The organism is Streptomyces sp. NPDC001617 (assembly GCF_053596855.1).
This window is the reverse complement of sequence record NZ_JBSFHA010000126.1, coordinates 1-25,321: the sequence shown is the minus strand read 5'-3', so window position 1 is coordinate 25,321 and position 25,321 is coordinate 1. Positions and strand designations below refer to the sequence as shown.

The following is a 25,321-nucleotide window of genomic DNA, read 5'->3' as shown; positions in this document are numbered from 1 at the left end:
TGTAGGCCTCCTTGACCGTGCGCATGACGTGCGCGATCTTGACGCCGCCGCGCAGGGCGATGTCGTCGGCGGTCTGGCCGGGCCCGGCCCGGTTCCGCCCGCGGCGCACCCCGCCCGCGGGCACCGTTCGGCCCAGGCGGCGCGGGCCGCTGTCGTACTGGCGGCAGTACCTCGCGATCTCGCCCTTCTACCTGATCTTCGCCGCCTTCTCCTTCTTCCCCGTCTTCTACTCGCTGTACCTGGCCTTCCAGCGCTGGGACGGCATGGGCACCATGCAGTTCGTGGGCCTGCAGCAGTTCCGGTTCCTCTGGTCGGACCCGGTGTTCTGGCTGTCGATCCGCAACACCCTGGTGATCTGGGTGCTGTCCACCGTGCCCACCCTCTTCGGCGCCCTGATGCTGGCGACGCTGCTGCACTCGGTGCGCCGCTTCAAGGGCTTCTACCGCATCGCCCTCTACGTGCCGAACGTCACCTCGATCGTCGCGGTGGCGATCTTCTTCGGCGCGGTGTTCAGCAACAACTTCGGTCTGGTCAACGCGATCCTGGGCATGGTCGGCATCTCGCCGGTCCCCTGGCTGAGCAACCCGTGGCTGATCAAGGTGGTCATCTCGCTGCTGATGACCTGGCAGTGGACCGGCTACAACATGATCATCTATCTGGCCGGCCTGCAGGCGATCCCGACCTCGATCTACGAGGCGGCCAAGATGGACGGTGCGGGCCCCATCCGCACGTTCTTCCAGATCACGATCCCGATCATGCGGCCGATCATCCTGTTCACGGTCGTCATCTCGACCATCAACGGTCTGCAGAGCTTCAGCGAGCCCCAGGTCCTGTTCGCCAGCAACGCCGCCAACGCCAACCTCGGCGGACCGGGCCAGGCGGGTCTGACCACGCTGCTGTACTTCTACCAGTCGGCCTTCCTCAACAACGACTACGGCTACGGCGCGGCCATCGTGTGGGCCTTCTTCGTACTGATCATCGTGCTCGTCGCCGTCAACTGGCGCATCACACAACGAGGGAGGAAGCCATGACGGCAGTCGACACCGCGCCGCCGGCCACGGGTGGCAGGCGGCTGCGCCGCCCCAGGGGCCTGACGGCGCACATCATCCTCATCGTGGCCGTCCTGCTCTCGGTCTTCCCCTTCGCGTGGACGATCGTCATGGCGACCAACACCACCCAGGACATCTACAAGAGCCCGCCGAAGTTCACCTTCGGCTCCCATCTGCTGGAGAACATCCGGCATGTGCTGAACACCATCGATTTCTTCGGGTCGATGCTCAACACGATCATCGTCGCGTGTGTCACCACCGCCCTGGTGCTGTTCATCGACTCCCTGGCGGCCTTCACCTTCGCCAAGTTCGACTTCCCCGGGCGCAAGCTGCTCTTCGGCACGCTGCTGCTGTTCATGATGCTGCCGCTCCAGCTGGCCATCCTGCCGCAGTTCATCCTGATGTCGAAGATCGGCTGGGTCGGCATGCTCAAGGCGCTGGCCCTGCCCTCCCTCGCCAACGCCTTCGGCATCTTCTGGCTGCACCAGTACATCCAGAACGGGGTGCCCGACGAACTGCTCGACGCCGCGCGCATCGACGGGGCCGGGTTCTTCCGCCAGTACTGGAACATCGCGCTGCCGATGATCCGGCCGGCGATGTCCTTCCTGGCCATCTACGCCTTCGTCAACTGCTGGAACGACTACATCTGGCCGCTCATCGTGCTCACCAACCCCGACCACGTGACGCTCCAGGTGGAGCTCGCCCAGCTCAACGTCGGCCACACCACCGACTACAGCATGGTCATGGCCGGTGTGCTGATGGCGGCGCTCCCGCTGGTCGTGGTGTTCAGCATCTTCGCCCGCGGCTTCATCGCGGGTGCCACCGAAGGTGCGGTCCAGGGCGCCTGACCCGATGTCGTGAGAGAGGGGTGCGCGGTGACGTACGACGTCGGCAAGGTACTCGTGGTGGGCATGGACGGGTTGCGCTACGACCGGCTGACCCGTTCGCCGTCCACGGCCCCCGTGCTGCACGGCCTGATGGCCGCGGGCGCCCACGGCACCAGCCTGCTGCCGTACGGCGAGGTGGACGGCCGGGCCGAGGACGGGCCGTCCACCAGCATGGCCTACACCGACTCGGGACCCGGCTGGTCGAGCGTGCTGACCGGGGTGTGGCCCGACCGGCACGGGGTGAGGGGCAACGACTTCACCGGTGCCGAGTACGCCCGGCACCCCGACTTCCTCACCCTCGCCGTCACCGCCCGGCCCTGTCTGCGCACGGCGGCCGTGGTGTCCTGGCCGGAGCTGGTCCGGCGCGGCACCCTCGGCCCTGCCATCGGCCGACGGGTGCGCTTCGACGGCGAGTCCGACGGTTACGGCACCGCGGACCGCCTCGTCGCCCGCACCGCCGTACGGTGGCTCACCGAGGACGACCCGGACGCCCTGTTCGTGTACTTCGGCGCCACCGACGAGGCCGCCCACGCCACCGGCCCCTTCAGCCTCGCCTACGACCAGGCCCTGCTCACCCAGGACACCCATCTCGGGTGGCTGCTGGAGGCCATCGAGGGCCGGCGCCGCTACCGTGCGGACGAGCGGTGGACCGTGCTGGTCACCACGGACCACGGACATCTCGACGCCGGTGGCCACGGTGGCGACACACGGGCCGAGCGGGAGGTCTTCGTGGTCCTCGCCGAGCACGGCGGGATCGGCGGCGGCACCAGACTCGACACGCCCCGTCTCATCGACATCGCCCCCACCGTCCTGGACCGCCTCGGTATCCCCGTCGACCCCGCCTGGAACCTGCCGGGCCGCGTCCTGCCCCGGCGGTCCGGGCACGGTTCGGCATCACCCGTATCAGCACCGACTCCGGAATGGTCATGACCGACGCACTCCCCGCCGATCCCCTGATCTCCCTCCGCCCCTGGGACGCACCCGAGGTGACCTCCTGGGGGCGCCTGCCCATGAACGCCGTCGACCGGCGCCGCGGAGCACTCCCCCTGGACGGCGACTGGCGTTTTCAGTTGCTGCAGGCTCCGGACGCGCCGGTCGGCGGTTCCTGGGGCTCCTCGTACGTCCCCGGCGTCTGGACCCTGCAGGGCACCGACGACCTGCCGCAGTACACCAATGTCCGCATGCCGTTCCCCGACTTCCCGCCCGGCTCCCCCACCGCCAATCCGACCGGGGTCTACGAGCGTGAGGTGGACGTACCCGTCGAGTGGGCCGGGCGCCGGATCGTGCTCCAGGTCGGCGCCGCCGAGAGCGTGCTGCTCGTGCACGTCGACGGGCGGCCCGTCGGCATCTCCAAGGACTCGCATCTGGCCGCCGAGTTCGACCTGACGGAGGTCGTGCGCCCCGGCGGGCGGGCCGTCGTACGACTCACCGTCGTGAAGTGGTCGGACGCCTCGCACATCGAGGACCAGGACCAGTGGTGGCACGGGGGTGTCACGCGGTCGGTGCTGCTGTACGCGACCGACCCGCTGCACCTCGCCGACGTGACCGTGCGGGCGCGGCGCGACGGTGAGCTGCGGATCGACTGCCGGGTGCGCGACGCGCGCGGGGCGCTGCCCGACGGGTGGCATGTCAGCGGCGAGCTGGAGGGCCGACTCCTCACCCAGGACAGCGAGTTCGACCGCGTCAACGCCGAGGACGACCGCGTCTCCGACTTCCTCGGCGAGGCCCGCATCCACGGCGTCGTCCCCGAGGTGCGCACCTGGAACGCCGAGACACCCGAGCTGTACGACCTCACCGTCCGCCTGCACCGCGCCGACGGCACGATCGCCGACACCTCGCACCACCGCATCGGCTTCCGCGACGTCGAGATCGTCGGCCGGGACCTGCTGGTCAACGGCGAGCGCGTCTTCGTCCGGGGCGTGAACCGGCACGACTTCCATCCGCTGACGGGCAGGACGGTGTCGTACGACGACATGCGCGCGGACCTCGTCCTGCTGAAGCGCTTCGGCTTCAACGCGGTCCGCACCTCCCATTACCCCAACGACCCGACGCTCTACGACCTCGCCGACGAACTCGGCTTCTACGTGGTCGACGAGGCGGACATCGAGTCCCACGACCACGCCCATGAGATCGCCGACGACCCGCGCTATCTGGGCGCCTTCGTGGACCGCGTCTCGCGCATGGTCCTGCGCGACAAGAACCACCCCTCGATCATCATCTGGTCGCTGGGCAACGAGTCCGACTACGGCGCCAACCACGACGCGGCGGCGGGCTGGGTGCGGCGGCACGATCCGACGCGCCCGATCCAGTACGAGGGTGCCGCGAAGCTCGACTGGGCGGCCACGGACGACTGCTCCGACATCGCCTGCCCGATGTACGCCCCGCTGGAGGACTGCGTCGCCCACGCCCTGTCGGGCCGGCAGACCAGGCCGCTCATCCAGTGCGAGTACTCCCACGCGATGGGCAACAGCAACGGCACGCTCTCGGACCATTGGGCGGCCATCGAGTCCACGCCAGGTCTTCAGGGCGGGTTCATCTGGGAGTTCTGGGACCACGGCATTCTCCAGCGTGTGAACGACGGCAGACCTGTCGGGCGTGGGGGCGCCGGGCTGTATGACAACGGTGTCGCCGCGCCCGGCCACCGCTGGGCGTACGGCGGCGACTTCGGCGAGACCATCCACGACGGCGCGTTCATCGCCGACGGGGTCGTCTTCCCCGACCGCACCCCGAAGCCCTCCCTGTACGAGCACCGGGAGATCGCGGCGCCGGTGCGCATCGAGTGCTTCAAGCACGAGGGTGTGGTGCTGGGCAACCACCAGCACTTCCGGGGCCTGGACTGGCTGACCGGCGAGTGGCGGCTGTCGCTCGCCGACGGCCGTACGCTGACCGCGCCCGCCGAACTGCCCGATCTGCGGCCCGGCCAGACGGCCGCCGTACCGCTGCCCTTCGAGCTGCCGCGTGACGGCGGCGAGGCCTGGCTGACGCTGTGGGTGACCGTGGCCCAGGAGCAGCCGTGGGCGCCGGCCGGCACGGAGGTGTGTGTGCCGCAGGTGCGGTTGCGGGGGCCCGCGGTGGAGGGGGGCCCGTCGGTGGACCGGTCCGCGGTGAGCGAGGCCGATGCCGTGAACGGGCCCGCCACGAGCGGGACCGCCGCCCCGGGCCGGTCCGTCGAGGTCGACGGCGAGGGCCTGCTGCTCCACCCGCTCCTGTCCTCCGCGCCCGCCCTCTCCCTGTGGCGGGCGCCCACCGACAACGACGAGCTGGGTGGCATGGCGCTGCGCTGGCGGACCTGGGGGCTCGACGCGCTGGTCCGCAAGGTCGTGTCGGTGCGGGAGGACGGCGGCCGGGTGACCGTGGACGCCGAGTACGCCGGCACGGTCGGGGTCGTGCGGCACCGGCAGGTGTTCACGCCGGGCGCGGCCGGCATCCGGGTCGACGAGGAGGCCGAGCTGCCGGACGAGTTCGACGACGTGGCACGGGTCGGGTCGGTGTTCGAGACCATGCCGGGCCTGGATCTGCTGGAGTGGTTCGGCCAGGGGCCCTGGGAGTCGTATCCGGACCGGAGCGCGGGCGCGCCCGTCGGCCATCACTCCCTCTCCGTCGACGCGTTGTTCACCCCCTATCTGCGCCCGCAGGAGAGCGGCGGCCGGCACGGCGTACGGCGGTTCACGCTGTCCGCGCCGGACGCGACCGGTCTCGCGGTCGAGCTGGACGAGCCGCGCCAGGTCTCCGTGACCCGGTACCGCGCCGAAGAGCTGACGGCCGCCCGTCACCACGACGAGCTGGTGCCGCGTGCCGGGTGCGTGGTGCACCTCGACGCGGCGCACCGCGGGCTGGGCACGGCGTCGTGCGGCCCCGACACCTTCCCCGAATACCGGATCGCACCGGGCGTCCACCGCTGGAGTTGGACCCTGCGCGTTCTGTAACCCCCCGCCTTCCTGTCGTTCGTCCCACCCCACGGAGCACACGTGTGTACTTCGCATGACCACAACCAGGGCGAGGCCGCGCAGGCCGGTGCCGGAAGACGCAGTTTCCTGAGGGCCACGGCGCTGCTGGGCGCCGCCGCCACGGCCGGGGCCGCGCTGCCGGCCGTCGCCGAGGCGGCCCCCGAGAGCACGAGCGGCTGGCGGCCCGACGCCGAGAGCCGTCGTTTCACGCTCGCCGTGATGCCCGACACCCAGTACCTCTTCGACGGGCCGAGCATCGACAAGGCACCGGTCGAGGCGTCCCTGCGCTATCTGCTGGAACAGGGCAGGGAAGACAACATCGTCTTCCTGTCCCACCTGGGCGACCTGACCCAGAACGGCGCCGAGGAGGAGTTCGCCGCGATCAGCGAGGCGTTCGGGCTGCTGGACCGGCGGGGCGTCGGCTACAGCGTCCTGGCCGGCAATCACGACGTGCGGTCCTCGACGGACGACCAGCGCGGGTCGACGCCGTACCTGGACGCGTTCGGACCGCAGCGCTTCAAGGCCAAGTCCACGTTCGGCGGCGCCTCTTCGGACGGTTACAACACCTACCACCTGTTCCGGGCGGCGGGTCGCGAGTGGCTGGTGCTGGCGCTGGACTGGCGGCTGTCGGCGAAGGGGTACGCCTGGGCGAAGGACGTCCTCGCGCAGCACCCGAAGACGCCGGTCATCCTCACCACCCACGAACTCGTCGTCGAGGACGACCAGTTGTCGACGTACGGGCAGCAGCTGTGGGACCAGCTGGTCGCGGACCACGACCAGATCTTCCTCACCCTGAACGGCCACTACTGGCCGGCGGGCCGCGCCACCCGCAAGAACGCGGCCGGCAACGACGTCCATCTCCACCTCACCAACTACCAGAACCGCTACTTCGGCGGCGCGGCGATGATCCGCCTCTACCGCTTCGACCTGGACCGGGGCGTCATCGACGTGGAGACGGTCTCCCCGTGGATCCTGGGGCGGGCCAAGCAGGGGCTCAACGAGCTGGAACGGCAGGAGATCGAGCTGAGCGGTGACGCGGACCGCTTCTCGGTGGAGATCGACTTCGAGAAGCGCTTCGCCGGATTCGCCCCGGTCCCGGCGCGTCCGGCCCGCCCCGCCTCACGGCTGCTGATCCCCGGCACGGTCGCCTACTGGCGCTTCGAGTCGCCGGCCTCCGGCACCGTCCGTGACCTCTCCGGGCGCGGCAACGACCTCGCCCTCGTCACGGTCGGCGGCGGCTCGCTCGGCTGGTCGTCCGACCACCACCCGGACCAACCCGGCCACGGCAGCCTGGAGTTCCAGGGCTCCAAGTCGCCGTTGCGGGGCGCGTACCTGAGGACGGTCGACGGCGCCCCGCTCAACTCGGCCACTTTCAAGGACGGTTACACCATCGAGGCGTTCTACCGGCTCCCCGCCGACTGGGACCCGGACCACAACGCCTGGTCCGGCCTCGTCAGCCGCACCGGCACCGGCGGTGCCGCCGGCAAGACCGGCGACGACCCCGACGAACCGCTCGCCACGCTCTCGCTCTCCAACGACCGCGAGCCCCAGTGGGCCATGCGCCCGCTCAACCAGGAGGGCATCGCCACCAACTGGGGCCAGGAGACACCCCTGGAGACCTGGTGGCACCTCGCGGTGGTCAACGACGGCAAGCACTCCACGCTGTACGTCGAGGGCTGCCCGGTCGTCCGCAACCCGAAGCCCGCCGCGATCGGCATCACCTCCGTCGGGCTCCCGTGGCTGCTCGGCGGCTACGAGTACGCGGGCAAGATCGACCAGATCCTGCACGGCCGTCTCGGTGACGTCCGTATCGTCGCGCGGGCGCTGCCCGTGACCTCCTTCATGACCCACTGACGCCCTTCCCAGAGGACCCCCAAAGATCATGACCGAGCAGCAGCTGCCCGTCTGGGCCGATCCCTCCGTCTCCCCCACCCGCCTCGACGCGCAGGGCGTGTCCAGGCGCCAACTCCTGCGTCGTGCGGGCCTGTTCGGTGCCGCGTTCGCCCTCGGCCCGGCGGCGACCCCCGCGTTCGCGACCACTCAGGACCAGGGCTTCGGCGGCGACGACCCCCGTCTCGCCTACCTCGTCGGCGACCACCACGTGCACTCCGTCTACAGTCACGACGCCAAGTACACGTTCTCCCAGCAGGCGCAGGCCGCCGCCGAGTACGGCCTGGACTGGATGGTGTTCAACGAGCACTCCAACTTCGGGCACGCCTACTACGGCGCGAAGCTGGAACACCAGGAGATCCTCAAGGCCCGCGCGGAGAACCCGCGTCAGCTGATCTTCCAGGGTCTGGAGTGGTACATCCCGGCCGCCGAGCACTGCACGATCTTCGCCGCGCCCGGCCCCAACGAGGTCGATCTGCTCACCCGGTTCGAGCTCGCCTACGACGGCAAACTGCTCGGCTACACCGACGGCTCCGCCGCCGGCACGGACACCGCCCGCAACGAGGCCCACGCCGTCAAGGCCATCAAGTGGCTTGCCGAGCAGCGCCGTTCGGGCTACGTGGACGACGTTCTGGTCCTCGCCAACCACCCCCTCCGCCTCGGCATCGACTCTCCGCACGAGATGCGCAACTGGCGGGACGCGGCCCCCGAGATCATGATCGGCATGGAGGGCGCGCCGGGCGCCCAGGGTGCGGCGATCCCCGGCTGGCGCGGCTCCACGTCCATCCGCGGCGAGTACGAGAACAAGCCGTCCGCGCAGTCCTGGGCGGGTTACGCGGCGGACGCCTACCTCACGTACGGCGGCTTCGACTGGGCGACCGCGACCGTCGGCGGCCTGTGGGACTCGATGCTCGCCGAGGGCCGGCTGTTCTCGATCACCACCAACTCCGACAACCATCGCACGGTCTTCGACACCTGGAAGAACGGCGACTGGCCGGCCGGGCAGAACTTCGACAACACCGGCAAGCTCCCCGACCCGGTGAACACCGACACCCCGCAGCCCGGCAGCGACTTCTGGCCCGGCGAGTTCAGCCGCACCCACGTCGGCGTGACCCGCTACGGCTACCGCGCCGTGATGGCGGGCCTGCGTGCGGGCCGCGTCTGGCTGGACCACGGGCATCTGCTGGACGGGCTCGACGTCCGGCTGAAGCGGGACTGCGACCTCGGGCGCGGTGTCACGCTGGGCGGCCGACTGCGGGTCCGCAAGGGCGAGAAGATCACGCTCTACGTCACCGTCACGACCGCCACCCGGGCCAACCCCCGGGGAATCCTGCCCCAGTTGGCGCACGTGGACGTCATCCGGGGCGCGGTGCGCGGCCCGGTGACCGACCTCGACACCTGGAAGGCGCCGGACACCAAGGTCGTACAGACGAAGGACGTGTCAGGCCGGAAGGGGACGTACACCCTGCGCATCCCGCTGACCGCGGGGGACGAGTCCTTCTACGTCCGGCTGCGCGGCAGCGACGGCAACCGCCACGGTACCGGCTACCTCGGTGCCTCGATCGACCCGAACGGACCCGTCCCGCACGAGCCCGGAAACGGTGACCCGTGGGCGGACACGTGGTTCTATGCGAACCCCATCTTCGTCGACGTGGCAGGTGCCTGATGAAGCGTCATCTCCTCCTTCTGGCCTCCTTATCCGGTGCGCTGACCCTCAGCGCGCCCAGCGCCTTCGCGTCCGGCGAACCGCACTGGGTGGAGACCGGCACGGCGTACACGGACTCGCTGGGCGGCGGACAGGGACTGGCGAGCCGCGCGAACGGCTCGCTCCTCCACCGCGGGCTCGCGGACATCCCCCTGTCGTACAGAGTCCAGGGCTGGAACCACGTCGGTGACCCGGACATCGCGCGCGGCTACACGTTCGACGCCTACCAGGGCTCCGACACGGCCACGTCGAAGATGTTCGCGGTCACCACGCCGGCCGGGAAGCGCTACGCCTACGTGCACCGGCTGAACCCGGGCGAGAAGGTCAACAACTCCTTCGCGACCGTCTCACCCGACGCGCGGTGGCTGGTGTCGGGCGAGTGGGGCGACCAGAACCGGCTCCAGGTCTTCCCCGCCCCGCTGCTCAACCCGTCGACCCCGCCCGAGGGCGGTGCCTTGAAGGAGGCCTGGCAGATCACCCTGGACAAGCCGGTGCGCGACATCCAGGGCTGCGACTTCGTCACCGACACCCGGCTGGTGTGCGCCTCGGACGACGCGTCCGGCGAGCGCTTCCCGGAGAGCCGGCCGCTCCTCCAGGTCGACCTGCCGCACCAGCTGGACGGGCAGCCGATCACCGGCTCGGTGCGGGCGCTGTTCGGGCTGCCCCAGCGCAGCCTGTGCACGGACGGCACCTTCGAGGCGGAGGGAGTCGACTACGACGCCCGCACCGGCACCCTGCGCGCGGAGGTCATCCCGCCGGGCGCCTGTGCACTGGCGACGACCGTCTACGCGTACCGCCACGTCACGAACTGATCGGACACGTCGTACCGTGGGCCGCATGACCGGTGAAGAGTCGTTGCGGCCCCAGTCCCTGCTGCTCACGTTCCTGGGCGACCAGGTGCTCGGGCGGGACGTCTGCGTGTACTCCGGCAGCGTGATCGACGTCTTCGAGCGCGCCGGGGTCGGCGAGCAGGCGACCCGCTCGACCCTGACCCGGATGGTCAACCGGGGCCTGCTGCGGCGCCAGCGGGAGGGCCGCCGCATGTACTTCGGGCTGACCGAGCACTCCACGGCCGTCCTGGACGACGGCGAACGGCGGATCTGGCACACCGGCGCGGTCAACCGGGACTGGGACGGCACCTGGACCCTGCTCGGCTTCTCGCTGCCCGAGTCCTGGCAGCGCCAGCGCCACGACCTGCGCTCCAAGCTGACCTGGAGCGGCTTCGGCCCGCTGTTCAACGGCCTGTGGATCGCGCCGGGCGAGGTCGATGTCTCGGAGCTGGTGACGGAGCTCGGCCTGGCCGCCCATGTGAAGGTCTTCCGCGCGCACGCCGATGCCGGCATGGACATCGGCGCGATGATCGAGGAGACCTGGGAACTGTCCGAACTGGCCACGCGCTACGAGGAGTTCGTGCGGCGCTGGGCGCCCTGGGAGAGCCGTTCGCCGGAGGCCGACGAGGCCCTCGTGCTGCGTCTGCGTCTGCAGGCCGAGTGGCTCCAGATCATCCGGCGCGACCCGCGCCTGCCGGTCAAGCACCTGCCGGACGACTGGCCGGCCGAGCAGGCCGAGAAGACGTTCCGCACGGTGCACGACCGGCTCACCCCGCTCGCGCGGGATGCCGCGAAGCGCCTTCTCGACCTGGTGCCGGTCCGCGCCGATCAGGCGTAGAAACGGGACAGGCTCTGCAGGACGGCGGCCGGCTTGGCACCGCCCTCGATCTCGATCGTGCCGTCGACGGTGATCTGGACGCCACCCGGCACCTCCTCGACGTCCGCCAGCCTGCCGACCAGGCGGATCTTCGAGCCGACCTTCACCGGCGAGGGGAAACGGACCTTGTTCAGGCCGTAGTTGACCTTCGTGGTGACGCCCTGGACGTCCAACAGCTCGGTGAAGAGCGGGATGAAGAGGGACAGGGTGAGGTAGCCGTGGGCGATCGGGGCGCCGAAGGGGCCCTCGGCCGCCTTCTCCGGGTCCACGTGGATCCACTGGTGGTCGCCGGTGGCGTCGGCGAAGGTGTTGATGCGCTCCTGGGTGATCTCTATCCATTCGCTGGTGCCCAGGTCGCTGCCCGCGAGCTTCTTCAGTTCGTCGATGCCGTTGACGGTGACGCTCATAAGTAGCCTGTTCCTTGAGAGAGTTGGTCAGTTCCCGTAGCGCTTGCGCACGCGGGACTTGAGGAGCTTTCCGGAGGCGGTGCGCGGGAGTTCGTCCGCGAGGACCACCGACTTCGGGATCTTGTACTTGGCGAGGCGCCCGGCGAGTGAGGCCAGCACCTCGTCGCAGTCGACCGAGGCACCCTCGCGGGGAACCACGACCGCGCGCGGCACCTCGCCCCACTTGTCGTCCGGCACGCCGATGACCGCGCACTCGACGATGTCCGGGTGGGAGAGCAGCAGGTCCTCGATCTCGGCCGGGTAGACGTTCTCGCCACCCGAGATGATCATGTCCTTGAGGCGGTCGACGATATGGACGTACCCGTCCTCGTCGACCCGCGCCGCGTCCCCGCTGCGGAACCAGCCGTCGGCGAAGGAGACGGCCGTCTCCTCGGGCAGCCCCCAGTAGCCGGGCATGACATGCGGACCGCGGACCACGACCTCACCGGTCTCGCCGACGTCGACCGGGGTGAAGTCCGGCCGCACGACGCGCACATCGCTGAAGAAGTGCTGGACTCCGGCCGATCCGGCCTTGCTGACCGCGTGTTCGGCGTCCAGGAAGAGCGTGCCGGGGGACGCCTCCGTCATGCCGTAACCCTGGAGGAAGGTGAGGCCCCGCTCCTGGTACGCGGCGATGAGCGGAGTGGAGACCGGAGAGCCGCCGCAGGTGAGGATCCGGAGCGACGACAGGTCCGCGTCCTTCCAGCGCGGGTGCCTCGCCACCTGCTCGAACATCGTCGGCACCCCGAACATGAAGGTGATCCGGTGCTGTTCGATCAGGTCGAAGGTCGCGTTCGGGTCGAAGGCCTCGACCAGGACGCAGGTGCCGCCCTTCAGCAGGACCGGGAGCGTCAGCATGTTCAGGCCGGCCGTGTGGAACAGCGGGGCGGAGACCAGGGCGCGTTCGTCGGCGATCAGGTCGGTGTCGACCAGGACGTTGATCGCGTTCCAGGTGAGGTTGCCGTGGGTGAGCATCGCGCCCTTGGGGCGGCCGGTCGTCCCCGAGGTGTACATGATGATGCAGGTGTCGTCGGGGACGACCGGTTCGTCGATGGGGTCGTTCGCGGCGGACGCCACCGCCTCCTCGTAGTCGGCACCCACTTCGACGTACGCACGGACGTCGGTGTTGCCGGGGAGCCCGGCGACCAGGCCCCCGTGCGAGGGGCCGTAGACGAGGGCCTTGGCTCCCGAGTCGGCGAGCTGGAAGGCGATCTCCGGGCCCGCGAGACGGGTGTTGAGCGGGACGAAGACCGCGCCGAGCGTGCCGGCCGCGAACAGGGTCTCCAGGTAGGACGGGTGGTTCGGGCCGAGGTAGGCGATGCGGTCGCCGCGCCTTATGCCCCGGGCGCGCAGGGCGTGGGCGAGGCGGGTGGTGCGGTCGTACAGCCGCGCGTACGTGAGCGGGGTGCCGCCGTGGATCAGGGCGGTGCGGTGCGGGGTCTTGCGGGCCCGGCGTGCGGGCCATGACCCCAGTCCCTCATTGCGCATGTCCGGCCCCTTATGGCTTGGTCAGCCCGAGCAGGCGGGCGGCGTTCTCCTTGAGGATCTTCGGCCTGGCCTCGTCCTTGATCGGCAGCTTCGCGAAGTCGGCGAGCCAGCGGTCGGGGGTGAGGACGGGGAAGTCGGAGCCGAAGAGGACCTTGTCCTTGAGCAGGGTGTTCGCGTACTGCACGAGCTGCGGCGGGAAGTACTTCGGCGACCAGCCGGACAGGTCGATGTGCACACCCGGCTTGTGGGTGGCGACGGCGAGGGCCTCGTCCTGCCAGGGGAAGGACGGATGCGCCAGAATGATCTTGAGGTGCGGGAAGTCGGCCGCCACGTCGTCCACATGGAGGGGGTTGGAGTACTTGAGGCGGATGCCGCCGCCTCCGGGGACTCCGGCACCGATGCCCGTCTGGCCCGTGTGGAAGAGGGCGATGGTACCCGTCTCCTCGATCACCTCGTAGAGGTCGTACGCCACCGAGCGGTCGTTGGGGAAGAAGCCCTGGATGCTGGGGTGGAACTTGAAGCCCTTCACCCCGTACTCCTCGACCAGGCGGCGGGCCTGCCTGACGCCCGCCTTGCCGCGGAAGGGGTCGATGGAGGCGAAGGGGATCAGCACGTCGGAGTTGGCGGCCGCGGCCTCCGCGACCTCCTCGTTCGGGACGGGCGCGGTGCCGGTCGCGGACTCGGCGTCCACCGTGAAGATCACGGCGGCCATCTTCCGCTCGCGGTAGTAGGCGGCCGTCTCCTCCAGCGTCGGCTTCCGCTTGCCCTCGACCTTGAAATAGGCGGAGGACGCGTCGTGCAGGTCGTCGTCCAGGGAGGAGTGGCCCTTGGAGGACACCTCCGCGTGGGTGTGGACGTCGATGGCGACAAGGTCGTTCAGGTCCATCACGCCTCCGGGAACTTGGGCGCCGGGATGCCGACCGACTGGAGCTCGGCACCGACCGAGGTGGGGAAGGCGTCGGCCAACGTCTCGGGGGTCCAGCCACCGTCGGCGTACGCCGTCTTGATCTCCTGCGGATGCGACCAGAGTGCCACCTTGTCGCCGCCGATGCCGATGGCCTGGCCGGTGATGGAGCGGGCGGCCTCGGAGGCGAGGAAGGGGACGAGGGCGGCGCAGTCCTCGGGGGTGCCGAAGCCCTCGCCCTTGCGGAGGAAGTTCGGGAGCGGCTCGCCGTCCTTCATGGCCTCGATGTACGGGGCGAAGGCCGGGATGGTCTCGGTCATCGCGGTCGCGGCGACCGGCACGATCGCGTTGACGGTGATGCCCGCGCGGCCCAGCTCCATCGACCAGGTGCGGGCGAAGGCGGCGATGCCGGCCTTGGCGGCGGCGTAGTTCGTCTGCCCGAAGTTGCCGCGCTGGCCGGCCGGGGAGCCGACCAGGATGAGGGTGCCCCCTTCGCCCTGCTCGCGCATGCGGACGGCGGCGGCGCGGGCGCAGGTGAAGGTGCCCTTGAGGTGGGTGGTGATCACCGCGTCGAAGTCGTCGTCGGTCATCTTCCACAGCACCTTGTCGCGCAGGATGCCCGCGTTGGTGACCAGGATGTCCAGCCGGCCGAACTCCTCGACGGCCCGGTTCACCAGCCGCTCGGCGGCCTCGGTGGTGCCGACCGGGACGACCTCGGCGACGGCCGTGCCGCCCGCCTCGGTGAGGGACTTCACGGCCGCCTCGGCCACGGCCTCGTCGACGTCGTTGACGACCACGGACGCGCCGTGGGCGGCGAGGGCGTGCGCGTAGGCGAGGCCGAGGCCCCGTCCACTGCCGGTGACGACGGCGACCTTGCCGGAGAGATCGATGCTGGGCACGAGCTGGTCCCTTCACATGGGGTGCGGCTTCGAGATCGAAGCTAAGAGCAATAATTGTCGACGTCAATAGTTGTTGATGACCTACGGGTGAGACATGCTGGAATCTGCACGACGCACTTCCCCCCTCCGGGGCCGAGACCAGGGAGCCCGCCATCACCCGTCAGCACGCAACGAACGCAGCCTCGATCGACGCGGACGAGCCTTGGATGCGCGGGCTGCACGCGGACACGGGCTATCTGCTGTACCGCCTGGGCCTGCGCTCCGGGCAGCTCTTCAACACCTTCCTGCAGGAGTCGGGCCTCCGGCTGCGCCACTACGCGGTCCTGCGCTTCCTGGCCACCTCCGAGGGCGTTCTGCAGCGCGAACTGAGCGCCCGGCTCGGCTACGACCCGAGCGCGATCGTCGGCCTGGTCGACGACCTGGAGAAACTGGGCTTCGCCGAGCGCCGCCCCTCCCCCGACGACCGCCGCAGCCGGATCGTCGTCCTGACCGAGGACGGTGGCACCTTCCTGCGGGACACCGACGAGGCGGGTCTGCGGGTGACGAACGAGCTGCTGGGCCCACTGGACGCGACCGAGAAGGACGCGCTCCACGCGCTGCTGCTGCGGATCGCGGAGGATGGACTGGCCTGATGACCACGCACGCCCGAGGGGACGCGATGACCGCCCGCTCCGCGCCGGACCGGCTGCTCGCCGTCCTCGCCTCGTTCGACCACGAGCATCCGGCGCTGTCCCTCACGGACATCAGCCGGCGGGCCGGGCTGACCCTCACCACCGCGCACCGTCTGGTCGCCGCCCTCACCGAATGGGGTGCCCTGGAGCGGGACGGGTCCGGCGTCTATCACGTCGGGCTGAGGCTGTGGGAGGTCGCGGCGCTGGCCCCGCGCGGGCTGGCGCTGCGGCAGATCGCGCTGCCGTATCTGGAGGACCTGTACGAGGCGACCCACGAGAACGTGCAGCTCGCGGTGCGGGACGGGGGCGAGGTCGTCTACATCGAGTGGCTGTCCGGGCGCTCGGCCGTCGGCGTGCACATCCGGGTCGGCGCGCGCTGGCCGCTGCACGCCACCGGGGTCGGTCTCGCACTGCTGGCGCACTCCGATCCCGGGATCCAGGAGGAGTACTGCGCGAGCCCCCTCGCCTCCTTCACCCCGCACACCGTCACCGACGGGGGCCGACTGCGCCGCATGCTGGCCGACGTACGGCGCACGGGCGTCGCGGTCAGCAGCCGCCAGGTCACCGACGACGCCCTCTCGGTGGCCGCCCCCATCCGCGGACCGGGCGGCGACGTCATCGCCGCGGTGTCGGTGGTGGTACCGCAGGCCGACGCCCAGGTACCGGTGCTGGTACCCGCGGTGCGGCTCGCGGCGCGCGGGATATCGCGGGCGCTGGGATGGCAGCCGGCGAAGGAACAGCCGTAGGACGTGCACAGCCGGGGCGTCGCCCTCGATATCCCGCTCACCGGTGAGGCCCGCCCCCGGCCCCGCTCATGACACGGCGATGGACGACGAGCTGTTCATCCTGGCCCGGATGCGCAGACCTCTGACCGGGTCGGCTGCCCGCGCCCCGAAGGGGCGCGGGGCTCGGCGGTGAAGCGGGCGGAGGCGCGCGGGCGCGGCGGGGCCCAGGTCGCGGACGCAGCGGCGGGACCGGTGGCCGACACCGCGCTGTCGGCGGTCAGTCGTCCCCCGTCGGCGAGAGGGAGGTCCACCCGGCCGTCGGGGGTGTCGGGGCAGCTCTCCGCGCGGGTGCGCGGCCGTCGTACCGCCACCGTGCCCTGGGCATGGACGATGGCCCGGGCGAGGGTGTCGGCGAGGTAGGCGCCGTAGCGGCAGCGGGTGGCGAAGTCGGCGGCCCTGACGGTGGGTTCGCCGTGGCGGCAGAGCCGGCGGATGAGGTGGCCCGGGTCGTCGGGGTGGCCACTCATGCCGCCCGCCGGGACGTTGAGGCGGTGGCGCGGGTCGCGGGTGGCGTAGGCGGTGCCCCGGCCGGCCTCCGGGGCCGGGTCGATCAGGACCAGGTCGAGCGGTGTCCGGCGGCGCGTCGCCGTCTCGCAGAGCTGGACGGCGGTGAGGGCGCCCGCCGCGCCCGCTCCGACGACGGCCACGGTGTGCCGCTCGCGGACTTCGGTCACGTATGCCTCCGGCCCCGGCCGGGCCATTCATACTCTGTTCACAAACCTCGGCGCCCCGGCAACCGTGGTTTCAGGCCTTCCACGGGGAGTCCTCACAGGAATCTCAGGAACCAGCCCGGATATTCAAAGGATCAACAAATCTACGCGGCGCAGGATGCACCCGGAAAAGGTGGACATCCCAGAAAGGCCTGCCGTGGGCGCCTCGCACATATCGAACCGGTCCGAGCAGTCGCAGAAGTGGTCCCGGCGTGGGCTGCTCGGCGCCCTCGGCGCGGTACCGGCCGCCGTCGCACTGACCGGGTGCAGCAGTTCCGCCGGCGCCTCGGAGGGGACGACGAAGGCGTCCGCTAAAGCCACCGCGACGAAGAAGGCGACCATCTCGGTCACCCCGGCCAACGGCACCAAGAAGGCCGATTTCGCGAACCCGGTCCAGGTCACCGTGACCGACGGCACGCTCGCCTCGGTGAAGGTGACCGGCAACGACGGTTCCACGCTGGCCGGTTCGCTCAATGCCGCCAAGACGAAGTGGACGTCGACGAAGAACCCGTACTCCGGCACGAAGTACACGGTCTCGGCCACGGCGGAGGGGGCCTCGGCGCAGATCTCTACCTTCACCACCAAGTCGCCGGGCGAGACCTTCGTCGGCTACTTCACGCCGGAGGCGAACTCGACGTCCGGCGTGGGCATGCCCGTCTCGATCAACTTCACGCACGCCGTGAAGGACCGGGCCGCCGTCCAGAAGGCCATCACCGTCACCGCCGAGCCTGCGGCCGAGGTCGTCGGCCACTGGTTCAGCGACACCCGGCTGGACTTCCGCCCGGAGACGTACTGGGCGTCCGGCACGAAGATCACGCTCAGCCTGCGCCTGAAGGACATCGAGGGCGCCGACGGCGTCTACGGCGTCCAGCACAAGGACGTCACCTTCCACATCGGCCGTTCGCAGATCAGCACGGTCGACCTCGCCGGCAAGGAGATGGTGGTCGAGCGGGACGGCGCGACCATCGCCACCTACCCCGTCAGCGGCGGCAACGCCCAGCACACCACCTGGTCCGGGATCATGGTGATCAGCGAGCGCTTCAAGCAGACCCGCATGGAGTCCTCGACGGTCGGACTCGGCGACGAGTACGACATCTCCGACGTCCCGCACGCCCAGCGCCTGACCACGTCCGGCACCTTCGTGCACGGCAACTACTGGGCGTCGACGTCGGTCTTCGGCCACGAGAACACCAGCCACGGCTGTGTCGGCCTGCACGACGCGAAGGGCGCGAACGACAGCTCCGTGGCGGGCTACAAGTTCTACGACTCCTCGATGCTCGGCGACGTCGTCATCGTCAAGAACTCGGGCGAGAAGACGGTCGATCCGGCCAACGGACTCAACGGCTGGAACCTGTCGTGGACGGAGTGGAAGGCGGGGAGTGCGGTTTAGCACGTTTGCACCGTTCAGGTGGTGAACTTCCGCGCCCCGAAAGGACTTTCCTTGCTTTAACTCTTGACGACCCCGGTGACGGAGAGCACATTGGGCCCACTTTGAGAGCGCTCTCACTGGCCCCCGCAGCCAAACACTCCGTACCCGAGAGGCACCCCTCATGAGTGACACCTCCGGCATACACCGCAGACGACGCCCGCTCGGGCGGGCGCTCGTCGCCGCTCTCGGCACCCTCGCACTCGCCGCGGTCGCCGCTCTGGCCGGCGTCCCGTCCGCCAGCGCCTCCGCCCCCACTCCCCCCTCCGGCTGGTCCCAGGTCTTCCTCGACGACTTCACCGGCTCGGCCGGCACCGGCGTCAACACCTCCAACTGGATCTACGACACCGGGACCTCGTACTCGGGCGGCCCCGCCAACTGGGGCACCGGCGAGGTCGAGACGATGACCAACAGCACCAACAACGTCGCGCTCGACGGCAGCGGCAACCTGAAGATCACGCCGATCCGCGACGCGTCCGGCAACTGGACCTCGGGCCGTATCGAGACCCAGCGCACCGACTTCCAGCCCCCGGCGGGCGGCAAGCTGCGCGTCGAGGCGCGTATCCAGATGCCGAACGTCACGGGCGACGCGGCCGCGGGCTACTGGCCCGCCTTCTGGATGCTGGGCGCCCCCTACCGCGGCAACTACCAGAACTGGCCGAGCGTCGGCGAGCTGGACGTCATGGAGAACGTCAACGGCATCAACAAGACCTGGGCGACCATGCACTGCGGCACGGCCTCGGGCGGCCCCTGCAACGAGACGACGGGCCTGGGCAATTCGACGGCGTGCCCCAACACCACGTGTCAGTCCGGCTTCCACACCTACACCATGGAGTGGGACCGCTCGGTCAGCCCCGAGGCGATCCGCTTCTCCGTCGACGGCGTCAACTACCAGACCGTGACCGCCAGTCAGGTGGACGCGACCACCTGGGCCAACGCCACCAACCACGGCTTCTTCGTCATCCTGAACGTGGCGATGGGCGGCGCGTTCCCGGCCGCGTTCGGCGGCGGCCCGACCAGCAGCACGGAGTCCGGCCACCCGATGCTCGTGGACTACGTCCAGGTGCTGTCGTCCAGTGGGAGCGGTACCACGACCCCGCCGTCCGGCACCCGTGACGCCTACAGCGCCATCCAGGCCGAGTCGTACGACAGCCAGTCCGGCACCACCACGGAGACCACCACCGACACCGGCGGCGGCTCGGACCTCGGCTACATCGCCAACGGCGACTGGGCCCTCTACAAGGGCGTCGACTTCGGCTCCACGGCGGCCACCCAGTTCTACGCCCGGGTGGCGAGCGGCGCCGCGAGCGGGGTGAGCGGACTGGTCCAGGTCCGCCTCGACAGCCAGACCGCCACCCCCATCGGCAGCTTCTCCGTCGCCAACACGGGCGGCTGGCAGACCTGGCAGACGGTCCCGGCCAACATCAGTTCGGTGACCGGCACCCATGACGTCTATCTGACCTTCAGCAGCGGCCAGTCGGCGGACTTCGTGAACGTCAACTGGTTCGACTTCGGGCACTGAGCGGTGACTCGGCGGCGCTGGGCGGCTTGACCTTCACGTGCGGGTCACCCCCTGGCGTCGCCGCCACGACGACTTCCTCCGGGAACTCCCGTACGAACTCCCGTACCGGTCTTGAGATCCACCTCGCCTCCCGCCCGAACGGCCTGCCCCGATCCTCGACAGTGATCTGCCCCAGGTGTTCGCGTACGCGGACTCCTGTGCCGCGAACCACGAGGTCGGCGCCCGGCGGGTGGCCGAACTGGACGAGCGCATCGAGGCCCTGACCCGGATGCGGGACACGCTGGTGCGGCGGATGCCCTGGCCGGCCGCCGCGCCGGTGGCGTCCTGAGTCAGCGCAGCTCCGCCCGAAAGGCCGCCGGCGTCAGGTCCGTGTGCTGATGGAAGAACTTGGAGAAGTTCGCCGCGTCCGGAAAGCCGATCGCCGCGCCCACGCGGCCGATCGGCATGTCCGTGTGGGCGAGGAGGCGCTTGGCCTCCAGGACGACCCGCTTGTCGATGAAGCCCTTGGGCGTCTCGCCGGTGGCTGCGCGGACCGCCCGGACGAGGGTGCGGCGGGAGTAGCCGAGGGAGTCGGCGTAGGCGCTGACGCTGTGGTTGGTGGCGAAGTTCTTCTCGACCGCGTCCCGGAAGAGGGTGAAGGTGGTGTCGGCCTGGCGGCGGGCGGCCTCCGCGGAGCTGGCCGCGAGATGGGCGAGGCGGAGCAGGAACGCCGTGAGGGAGTGGCGCAGGACCGCCGTGTGGAGGCTCAGCGGCAGCGTGGTCGTGTCCTCGTACTCGCGTTGGAGCTGGGCGAGGGCTGACTTCAGGCCCGCCAACTGGGGCTCGTCCGGGTGGAGCAAGGGCGGCAGGTCGTAGCGGTAGAGGCCGGTGGCCTCGACCGTCGCCCGGGGCAGGAAGCCGGGTTGCATGGTCAGGACGGTTCCGCGGTACTCGCTCGTCTTCGAGAAACGGTGGACCTGACCGGGGCGGATCCACAGCAGGTCGCCGGCGTTCGCCTCGTACTCGGCGAAGTCGATCATGTGGCGGACGGGACCCTCGTCGAAGAGCATCACGACATGGAAGTCGATGCGGTGGACGCGGTGCAGGGGCGCGTCGGCGTGCCAGGTGCGGTCCGTGCTCATGAGGGCCGCCTGCATGCCCACCCCCCACACACTCAGCTCGACCGGGAAGGGGAACGTTCTGATTCCGTCCACTCCGCCTTCACCGTCTCCGCCTTGGATGGTTCTGTCCGCCATGTCCCTCTACCGCCGCCCAGCTGGTGCTTTCCGGTGTCCCACTTTCACCACAGGCTGGCACACGGCTACCTTCCCCCGTAAAAGTCAGACTTTTAATGTTGAACGCAACCGAGTGAAACATCGCTGCGATCGAGGACTTCTTGAAGATGAGTACGCAGACACCGGACAGCTTCGAATGGACCGAACTCGACCGCCGGGCTGTCGACACCGCCCGTCTGCTCGCGGCCGACGCCGTACAGAAGGTCGGCAACGGCCACCCGGGCACCGCGATGAGCCTCGCCCCGGCCGCGTACACGATCTTTCAGAAGGTGATGCGTCACGATCCCGCGGACCCCGAGTGGACCGGCCGGGATCGTTTCGTTCTCTCCCCCGGCCACACCTCTCTGACCCTCTACACCCAGCTGTTCCTCGCCGGGTACGAGGTCGAGCTGGATGATCTGAAGGCCTTCCGGACACACGGCTCCAAGACGCCCGGTCACCCCGAGTACGGGCACACCGCGGGCGTGGAGACGACCACCGGGCCGCTCGGCCAGGGCCTCGCCAACGCCGTCGGCATGGCCATGGCCGCCCGCTACGAGCGCGGCCTGTTCGACCCCGAGGCCCCCGAGGGCACCTCCCCCTTCGACCACACCATCTGGGCGATCGTCTCCGACGGCGACCTGGAGGAGGGCGTCTCCGCCGAGGCCTCCTCCCTCGCCGGCCATCAGAAGCTCGGCAACCTGGTCTTCCTCTACGACGACAACCACATCTCCATCGAGGGCGACACCGCGACCGCGTTCTCCGAGGACGTCCTGAAGCGGTACGAGGCCTATGGCTGGCACGTGCAGCGCGTCGAGCCGTCGCTCGGCGGTGACATCGACGTCCACGCGCTGTACGCGGCCCTGAAGGCGGCGCAGGCCGAGACCGAGCGGCCGTCCATCATCGCGATGCGCACGATCATCGCCTGGCCCGCCCCGAACGCGCAGAACACCGAGGCCTCCCACGGCTCCGCGCTCGGCGCCGACGAGATCGCCGCCACCAAGCGCATCCTCGGCTTCGACCCCGAGCAGTCCTTCCAGGTCGACGCCGATGTGCTGGCCCACGCCCGCGAGGCCCTCGACCGCGGTGCCGAGGCGCATGCCGCCTGGGACAAGCAGATCGACAAGTGGCGCGGTGCCAACCCGGAGCGCGCCGAGCTGTTCGACCGGATCGTGGCCGGTCAGCTGCCCGAGGGCTGGGAGTCCGTGATCCCCGTCTTCGAGGAGGGCAAGGCCGTCGCCACCCGCGCCGCCTCCGGCAAGGTGCTGCAGGCGCTGGGTGCCGTGCTGCCCGAGCTGTGGGGCGGCTCCGCCGACCTGGCCGGCTCGAACAACACCACCATCGACAAGACGAGCTCCTTCCTCCCGAAGGGCAACCCGCTGCCCGAGGCCGACCCGTACGGCCGCACCGTCCACTTCGGCATCCGCGAGTTCTCGATGGCCGCCGAGATGAACGGCATCGCGCTGCACGGCAACACCCGTATCTACGGCGGCACCTTCCTGGTGTTCTCCGACTACATGCGCAACGCGGTGCGCATGTCGGCGCTCATGCAGCTCCCGGTGACGTACGTCTGGACGCACGACTCCATCGGTCTCGGCGAGGACGGCCCGACCCACCAGCCGGTCGAGCACCTCGCTTCCCTGCGCGCCATCCCGGGCCTGAACGTCGTCCGCCCGGCCGACGCCAACGAGACGGCCATCGCCTGGGCCGAGATCCTCAAGCGGCACGCCACCGACCCGGCCCCGCACGGCCTCGCGCTCACCCGCCAGGGCGTGCCGACCTACGCGCCCAACCCCGATGCGGCGAAGGGCGGTTACGTCCTCAAGGAGTCCTCGAAGGAGACCCCGGACGTCGTCCTGATCGCCACCGGCTCCGAGGTCCGGCTCGCCGTCGCCGCGCGCGAGCGGCTGGAGGCCGAGGGGATCGGCGCGCGCGTGGTGTCGATGCCGTCCGTGGAGTGGTTCGAGGAGCAGCCGCGCGAGTACCGCGAGCAGGTCCTTCCGCCGTCGGTGAAGGCCCGCGTCGCGGTCGAGGCGGGCATCGGCCTGACGTGGTACCGCTTCACGGGTGACGCAGGACGCATCGTCTCCCTCGAACACTTCGGCGCCTCCGCCGACGCCGAGACCCTGTTCGCCGAGTTCGGCTTCACCCCCGAGAACGTCGCCGCCGCGGCCAAGGAATCCCTGGCCGCCGCCCGCGGTTGATCCGATCGCCAGAAAGAAGATGATGAAAGTGACCGAAGCAACCGCGACCGCGGGAGCCCTGGGGCGCCTCAGCGACGAAGGCGTCTCCATCTGGCTGGACGACCTGTCGCGCAAGCGCATCGAGTCCGGCAACCTGGCCGAACTCATCGCGACCAAGCACGTGGTGGGCGTCACCACCAACCCGTCCATCTTCCAGGCGGCCATCGGCTCCGGCGAGGGCTACGAGGAGCAGCTCGCCGACCTGGCCGTGCGCGGTGTCACGGTCGACGAGGCCGTACGGATGATGACCACCGCCGACGTCCGCGCCGCCGCCGACATCCTGCGGCCGGTGTACGACGCGACCGGCGGCCGGGACGGCCGGGTCTCCATCGAGGTCGACCCGCGTCTGGCCCACGACACGGCGGCCACGATCGCCGAGGCCCGGCAGCTCGCCTGGCTCGTCGACCGCCCCAACGTCATGATCAAGATCCCGGCGACCACGGCGGGCCTCCCGGCCATCACCGAGGTCATCGGCCAGGGCATCAGCGTCAACGTCACGCTGATCTTCTCCCTGGAGCGCTACCGCGAGGTCATGGACGCCTATCTGGCCGGCCTGGAGAAGGCTCAGGCCAAGGGACTCGACCTCGACACCATCCACTCCGTCGCCTCCTTCTTCGTCTCGCGCGTCGACTCCGAGATCGACAAGCGGCTGACGGTCATCGGTTCGCCCGAGGCCCTCGCCCTCAAGGGCAAGGCGGCGCTCGCCAACGCGCGTCTCGCCTACGAGGCCTACGAGGAGGTCTTCGACGGGCAGCGCTGGACCGCCCTCGCCGGGGCCAGGGCCAACAAGCAGCGCCCGCTGTGGGCCTCCACCGGCGTGAAGGACCCGGCGTACAAGGACACCCTGTACGTGGCCGACCTGGTCGCGCCCGGCACCGTCAACACCATGCCGGAGGCCACCCTCGACGCCACCGCCGACCACGGCGAGATCACCGGCGACACCGTGACCGGCGGCTACGCCCAGGCCCGCGCCGACCTGGCCGCCGTGGAGACGCTCGGGATCTCCTACGACGAGGTGGTGCAGCAGCTCGAGGACGAGGGTGTGGCCAAGTTCGAGGTGGCCTGGCAGGACCTGCTGGACGCCGTCACGAAGTCGCTGGACAGCAAGGGAGTTGAGACGGAATGACCGAGCAAGTCGCGGTCGGGGCGCCCCTCGACTGGACCAACCCGCTGCGCGACGAGCGCGACCGCCGTCTCCCGCGTATCGCGGGCCCGTCCGGGCTCGTCATCTTCGGCGTCACCGGCGACCTCTCCCGCAAGAAGCTGATGCCGGCCGTCTACGACCTCGCCAACCGCGGCATGCTGCCGCCGGGCTTCTCGCTCGTCGGGTTCGCCCGCCGGGACTGGGAGGACGAGGACTTCGCGCAGATCGTGCACGACTCGGTGCGTGAGCACGCCCGCACCGAGTTCCGCGAGGAGGTCTGGCAGCAGCTCGCCGAGGGCATGCGGTTCATCCCGGGCGACTTCGACGACGACACGGCCTTCGACCAGCTGCGCCAGACCGTCGACGACCTGGACAAGGCCCGCGGTACGAGCGGCAACTACGCCTTCTACCTCTCCGTACCGCCGAAGTTCTTCCCGAAGGTCGTCCAGCAGCTGAAGAAGCACGGGCTGGCGGACGCGCCCGAGGGCTCCTGGCGGCGCGCGGTCATCGAGAAGCCGTTCGGCCGTGACCTGGGCAGCGCCCGGGAGCTGAACGCGCTCGTGCACGACGTGTTCGAGCCGGACCAGGTGTTCCGGATCGACCACTACCTGGGCAAGGAGACCGTCCAGAACATCCTGGCGCTCC

The 25,321-nt window shown here is 70.1% G+C and carries 20 protein-coding genes and 2 pseudogenes; 16 read left to right on the top strand and 6 right to left on the bottom strand.

The window, feature by feature from the left end:
* Positions 1 to 59 precede the first annotated feature (59 nt).
* The 8 genes from ACWC09_RS48840 to ACWC09_RS48805 are packed head-to-tail and all read left to right on the top strand — an operon-like array spanning position 60 to position 11,146.
* Entirely contained in the window at positions 60 to 1,031 is a 972-nt protein-coding gene (locus tag ACWC09_RS48840) for a carbohydrate ABC transporter permease (protein ID WP_450858326.1), read from the top strand.
* On the top strand, positions 1,028 to 1,897 hold the full coding sequence (locus tag ACWC09_RS48835; protein WP_450858324.1) for a carbohydrate ABC transporter permease: 870 nt from the start codon (positions 1,028 to 1,030) through the stop codon (positions 1,895 to 1,897). Before ACWC09_RS48840 ends, ACWC09_RS48835 begins: the two co-directional genes overlap by 4 nt.
* Positions 1,898 to 1,924: 27 nt before the next feature.
* Complete coding sequence (locus ACWC09_RS48830) at positions 1,925 to 2,866, top strand: alkaline phosphatase family protein (protein WP_450858322.1); 942 nt, start codon at positions 1,925 to 1,927, stop codon at positions 2,864 to 2,866.
* Positions 2,863 to 5,862 (top strand): glycoside hydrolase family 2 TIM barrel-domain containing protein, encoded by a 3,000-nt coding sequence (locus ACWC09_RS48825; RefSeq protein WP_450858321.1) that lies wholly within the window; start codon positions 2,863 to 2,865, stop codon positions 5,860 to 5,862. Before ACWC09_RS48830 ends, ACWC09_RS48825 begins: the two co-directional genes overlap by 4 nt.
* 42 nt (positions 5,863 to 5,904) lie before the next feature.
* Positions 5,905 to 7,737, top strand: a complete 1,833-nt coding sequence (locus ACWC09_RS48820; protein WP_450858319.1) for a LamG-like jellyroll fold domain-containing protein — start codon at positions 5,905 to 5,907, stop codon at positions 7,735 to 7,737.
* Positions 7,738 to 7,765: 28 nt separating this feature from the next.
* A complete protein-coding gene (locus tag ACWC09_RS48815; protein WP_450858317.1) occupies positions 7,766 to 9,439 on the top strand; it encodes a PHP domain-containing protein in 1,674 nt (557 codons plus the stop codon).
* Positions 9,439 to 10,290, top strand: a complete 852-nt coding sequence (locus tag ACWC09_RS48810; RefSeq protein WP_450858315.1) for a hypothetical protein — start codon at positions 9,439 to 9,441, stop codon at positions 10,288 to 10,290. Before ACWC09_RS48815 ends, ACWC09_RS48810 begins: the two co-directional genes overlap by 1 nt.
* Before the next feature lie 25 nt (positions 10,291 to 10,315).
* On the top strand, positions 10,316 to 11,146 hold the full coding sequence (locus ACWC09_RS48805) for a PaaX family transcriptional regulator (protein WP_450858314.1): 831 nt from the start codon (positions 10,316 to 10,318) through the stop codon (positions 11,144 to 11,146).
* On the opposite strand, the gene ACWC09_RS48800 is transcribed toward ACWC09_RS48805, so the two are convergent.
* From ACWC09_RS48800 to ACWC09_RS48785, 4 genes are read right to left on the bottom strand one after another with little or no spacing between them, the layout of a single operon-like run.
* A complete protein-coding gene (locus ACWC09_RS48800) occupies positions 11,137 to 11,592 on the bottom strand; it encodes a MaoC family dehydratase (RefSeq protein ID WP_450858312.1) in 456 nt (151 codons plus the stop codon). The two genes, ACWC09_RS48805 and ACWC09_RS48800, sit on opposite strands and share 10 nt — an antisense overlap.
* Positions 11,593 to 11,619: 27 nt before the next feature.
* Complete coding sequence (locus tag ACWC09_RS48795; protein WP_450858310.1) at positions 11,620 to 13,119, bottom strand: acyl-CoA synthetase; 1,500 nt, start codon at positions 13,117 to 13,119, stop codon at positions 11,620 to 11,622.
* 10 nt (positions 13,120 to 13,129) lie between these two features.
* Positions 13,130 to 14,005 (bottom strand): amidohydrolase family protein, encoded by an 876-nt coding sequence (locus tag ACWC09_RS48790; protein ID WP_450858309.1) that lies wholly within the window; start codon positions 14,003 to 14,005, stop codon positions 13,130 to 13,132.
* Positions 14,005 to 14,922, bottom strand: a complete 918-nt coding sequence (locus ACWC09_RS48785; RefSeq protein WP_450858307.1) for an SDR family NAD(P)-dependent oxidoreductase — start codon at positions 14,920 to 14,922, stop codon at positions 14,005 to 14,007. Before ACWC09_RS48785 ends, ACWC09_RS48790 begins: the two co-directional genes overlap by 1 nt.
* A 206-nt stretch (positions 14,923 to 15,128) precedes the next feature.
* On the opposite strand from ACWC09_RS48785, the gene ACWC09_RS48780 reads away from it, so the two are divergent.
* On the top strand, positions 15,129 to 15,554 hold the full coding sequence (locus ACWC09_RS48780) for a MarR family winged helix-turn-helix transcriptional regulator (protein ID WP_450858305.1): 426 nt from the start codon (positions 15,129 to 15,131) through the stop codon (positions 15,552 to 15,554).
* A gap of 26 nt (positions 15,555 to 15,580) precedes the next feature.
* Positions 15,581 to 16,339, top strand: a complete 759-nt coding sequence (locus tag ACWC09_RS48775) for an IclR family transcriptional regulator (protein WP_450858329.1) — start codon at positions 15,581 to 15,583, stop codon at positions 16,337 to 16,339.
* Positions 16,340 to 16,488: 149 nt separating this feature from the next.
* Here the strand turns inward: ACWC09_RS48775 and ACWC09_RS48770 are convergent.
* Positions 16,489 to 17,079: pseudogene (locus tag ACWC09_RS48770) on the bottom strand (FAD/NAD(P)-binding protein); the annotation flags it as partial.
* 166 nt (positions 17,080 to 17,245) lie between these two features.
* Between ACWC09_RS48770 and ACWC09_RS48765 the strand changes: the two are divergent.
* The 3 genes from ACWC09_RS48765 (at position 17,246) to ACWC09_RS48755 (ending at position 20,364) form a co-directional block, all read left to right on the top strand.
* Positions 17,246 to 18,478 carry a L,D-transpeptidase gene (locus ACWC09_RS48765; RefSeq protein ID WP_450858328.1) on the top strand — a complete coding sequence of 411 codons (1,233 nt, stop codon included), beginning with the start codon at positions 17,246 to 17,248 and terminating at the stop codon, positions 18,476 to 18,478.
* Positions 18,479 to 18,638: 160 nt separating this feature from the next.
* Complete coding sequence (locus tag ACWC09_RS48760) at positions 18,639 to 20,036, top strand: glycoside hydrolase family 16 protein (RefSeq protein ID WP_450858303.1); 1,398 nt, start codon at positions 18,639 to 18,641, stop codon at positions 20,034 to 20,036.
* A gap of 175 nt (positions 20,037 to 20,211) precedes the next feature.
* The gene (locus ACWC09_RS48755) at positions 20,212 to 20,364 is read left to right on the top strand and encodes a MerR family DNA-binding protein (protein ID WP_450858302.1); all 153 of its coding nucleotides are present in this window, start codon (positions 20,212 to 20,214) and stop codon (positions 20,362 to 20,364) included.
* Between the two features lies 1 nt (position 20,365).
* On the opposite strand, the gene ACWC09_RS48750 is transcribed toward ACWC09_RS48755, so the two are convergent.
* Positions 20,366 to 21,271 (bottom strand): helix-turn-helix domain-containing protein, encoded by a 906-nt coding sequence (locus ACWC09_RS48750; protein ID WP_450858300.1) that lies wholly within the window; start codon positions 21,269 to 21,271, stop codon positions 20,366 to 20,368.
* A gap of 146 nt (positions 21,272 to 21,417) precedes the next feature.
* On the opposite strand from ACWC09_RS48750, the gene tkt reads away from it, so the two are divergent.
* The 3 genes and pseudogenes from tkt to ACWC09_RS48735 form a co-directional block, all read left to right on the top strand.
* Complete coding sequence (tkt, locus tag ACWC09_RS48745) at positions 21,418 to 23,493, top strand: transketolase (RefSeq protein WP_450858299.1); 2,076 nt, start codon at positions 21,418 to 21,420, stop codon at positions 23,491 to 23,493.
* A gap of 19 nt (positions 23,494 to 23,512) precedes the next feature.
* Positions 23,513 to 24,658, top strand: a complete 1,146-nt coding sequence (gene tal / locus ACWC09_RS48740; RefSeq protein ID WP_450858297.1) for a transaldolase — start codon at positions 23,513 to 23,515, stop codon at positions 24,656 to 24,658.
* A pseudogene (locus tag ACWC09_RS48735) lies at positions 24,655 to 25,321 on the top strand (glucose-6-phosphate dehydrogenase); the annotation flags it as partial. The gene tal and the pseudogene ACWC09_RS48735, both read left to right, overlap by 4 nt.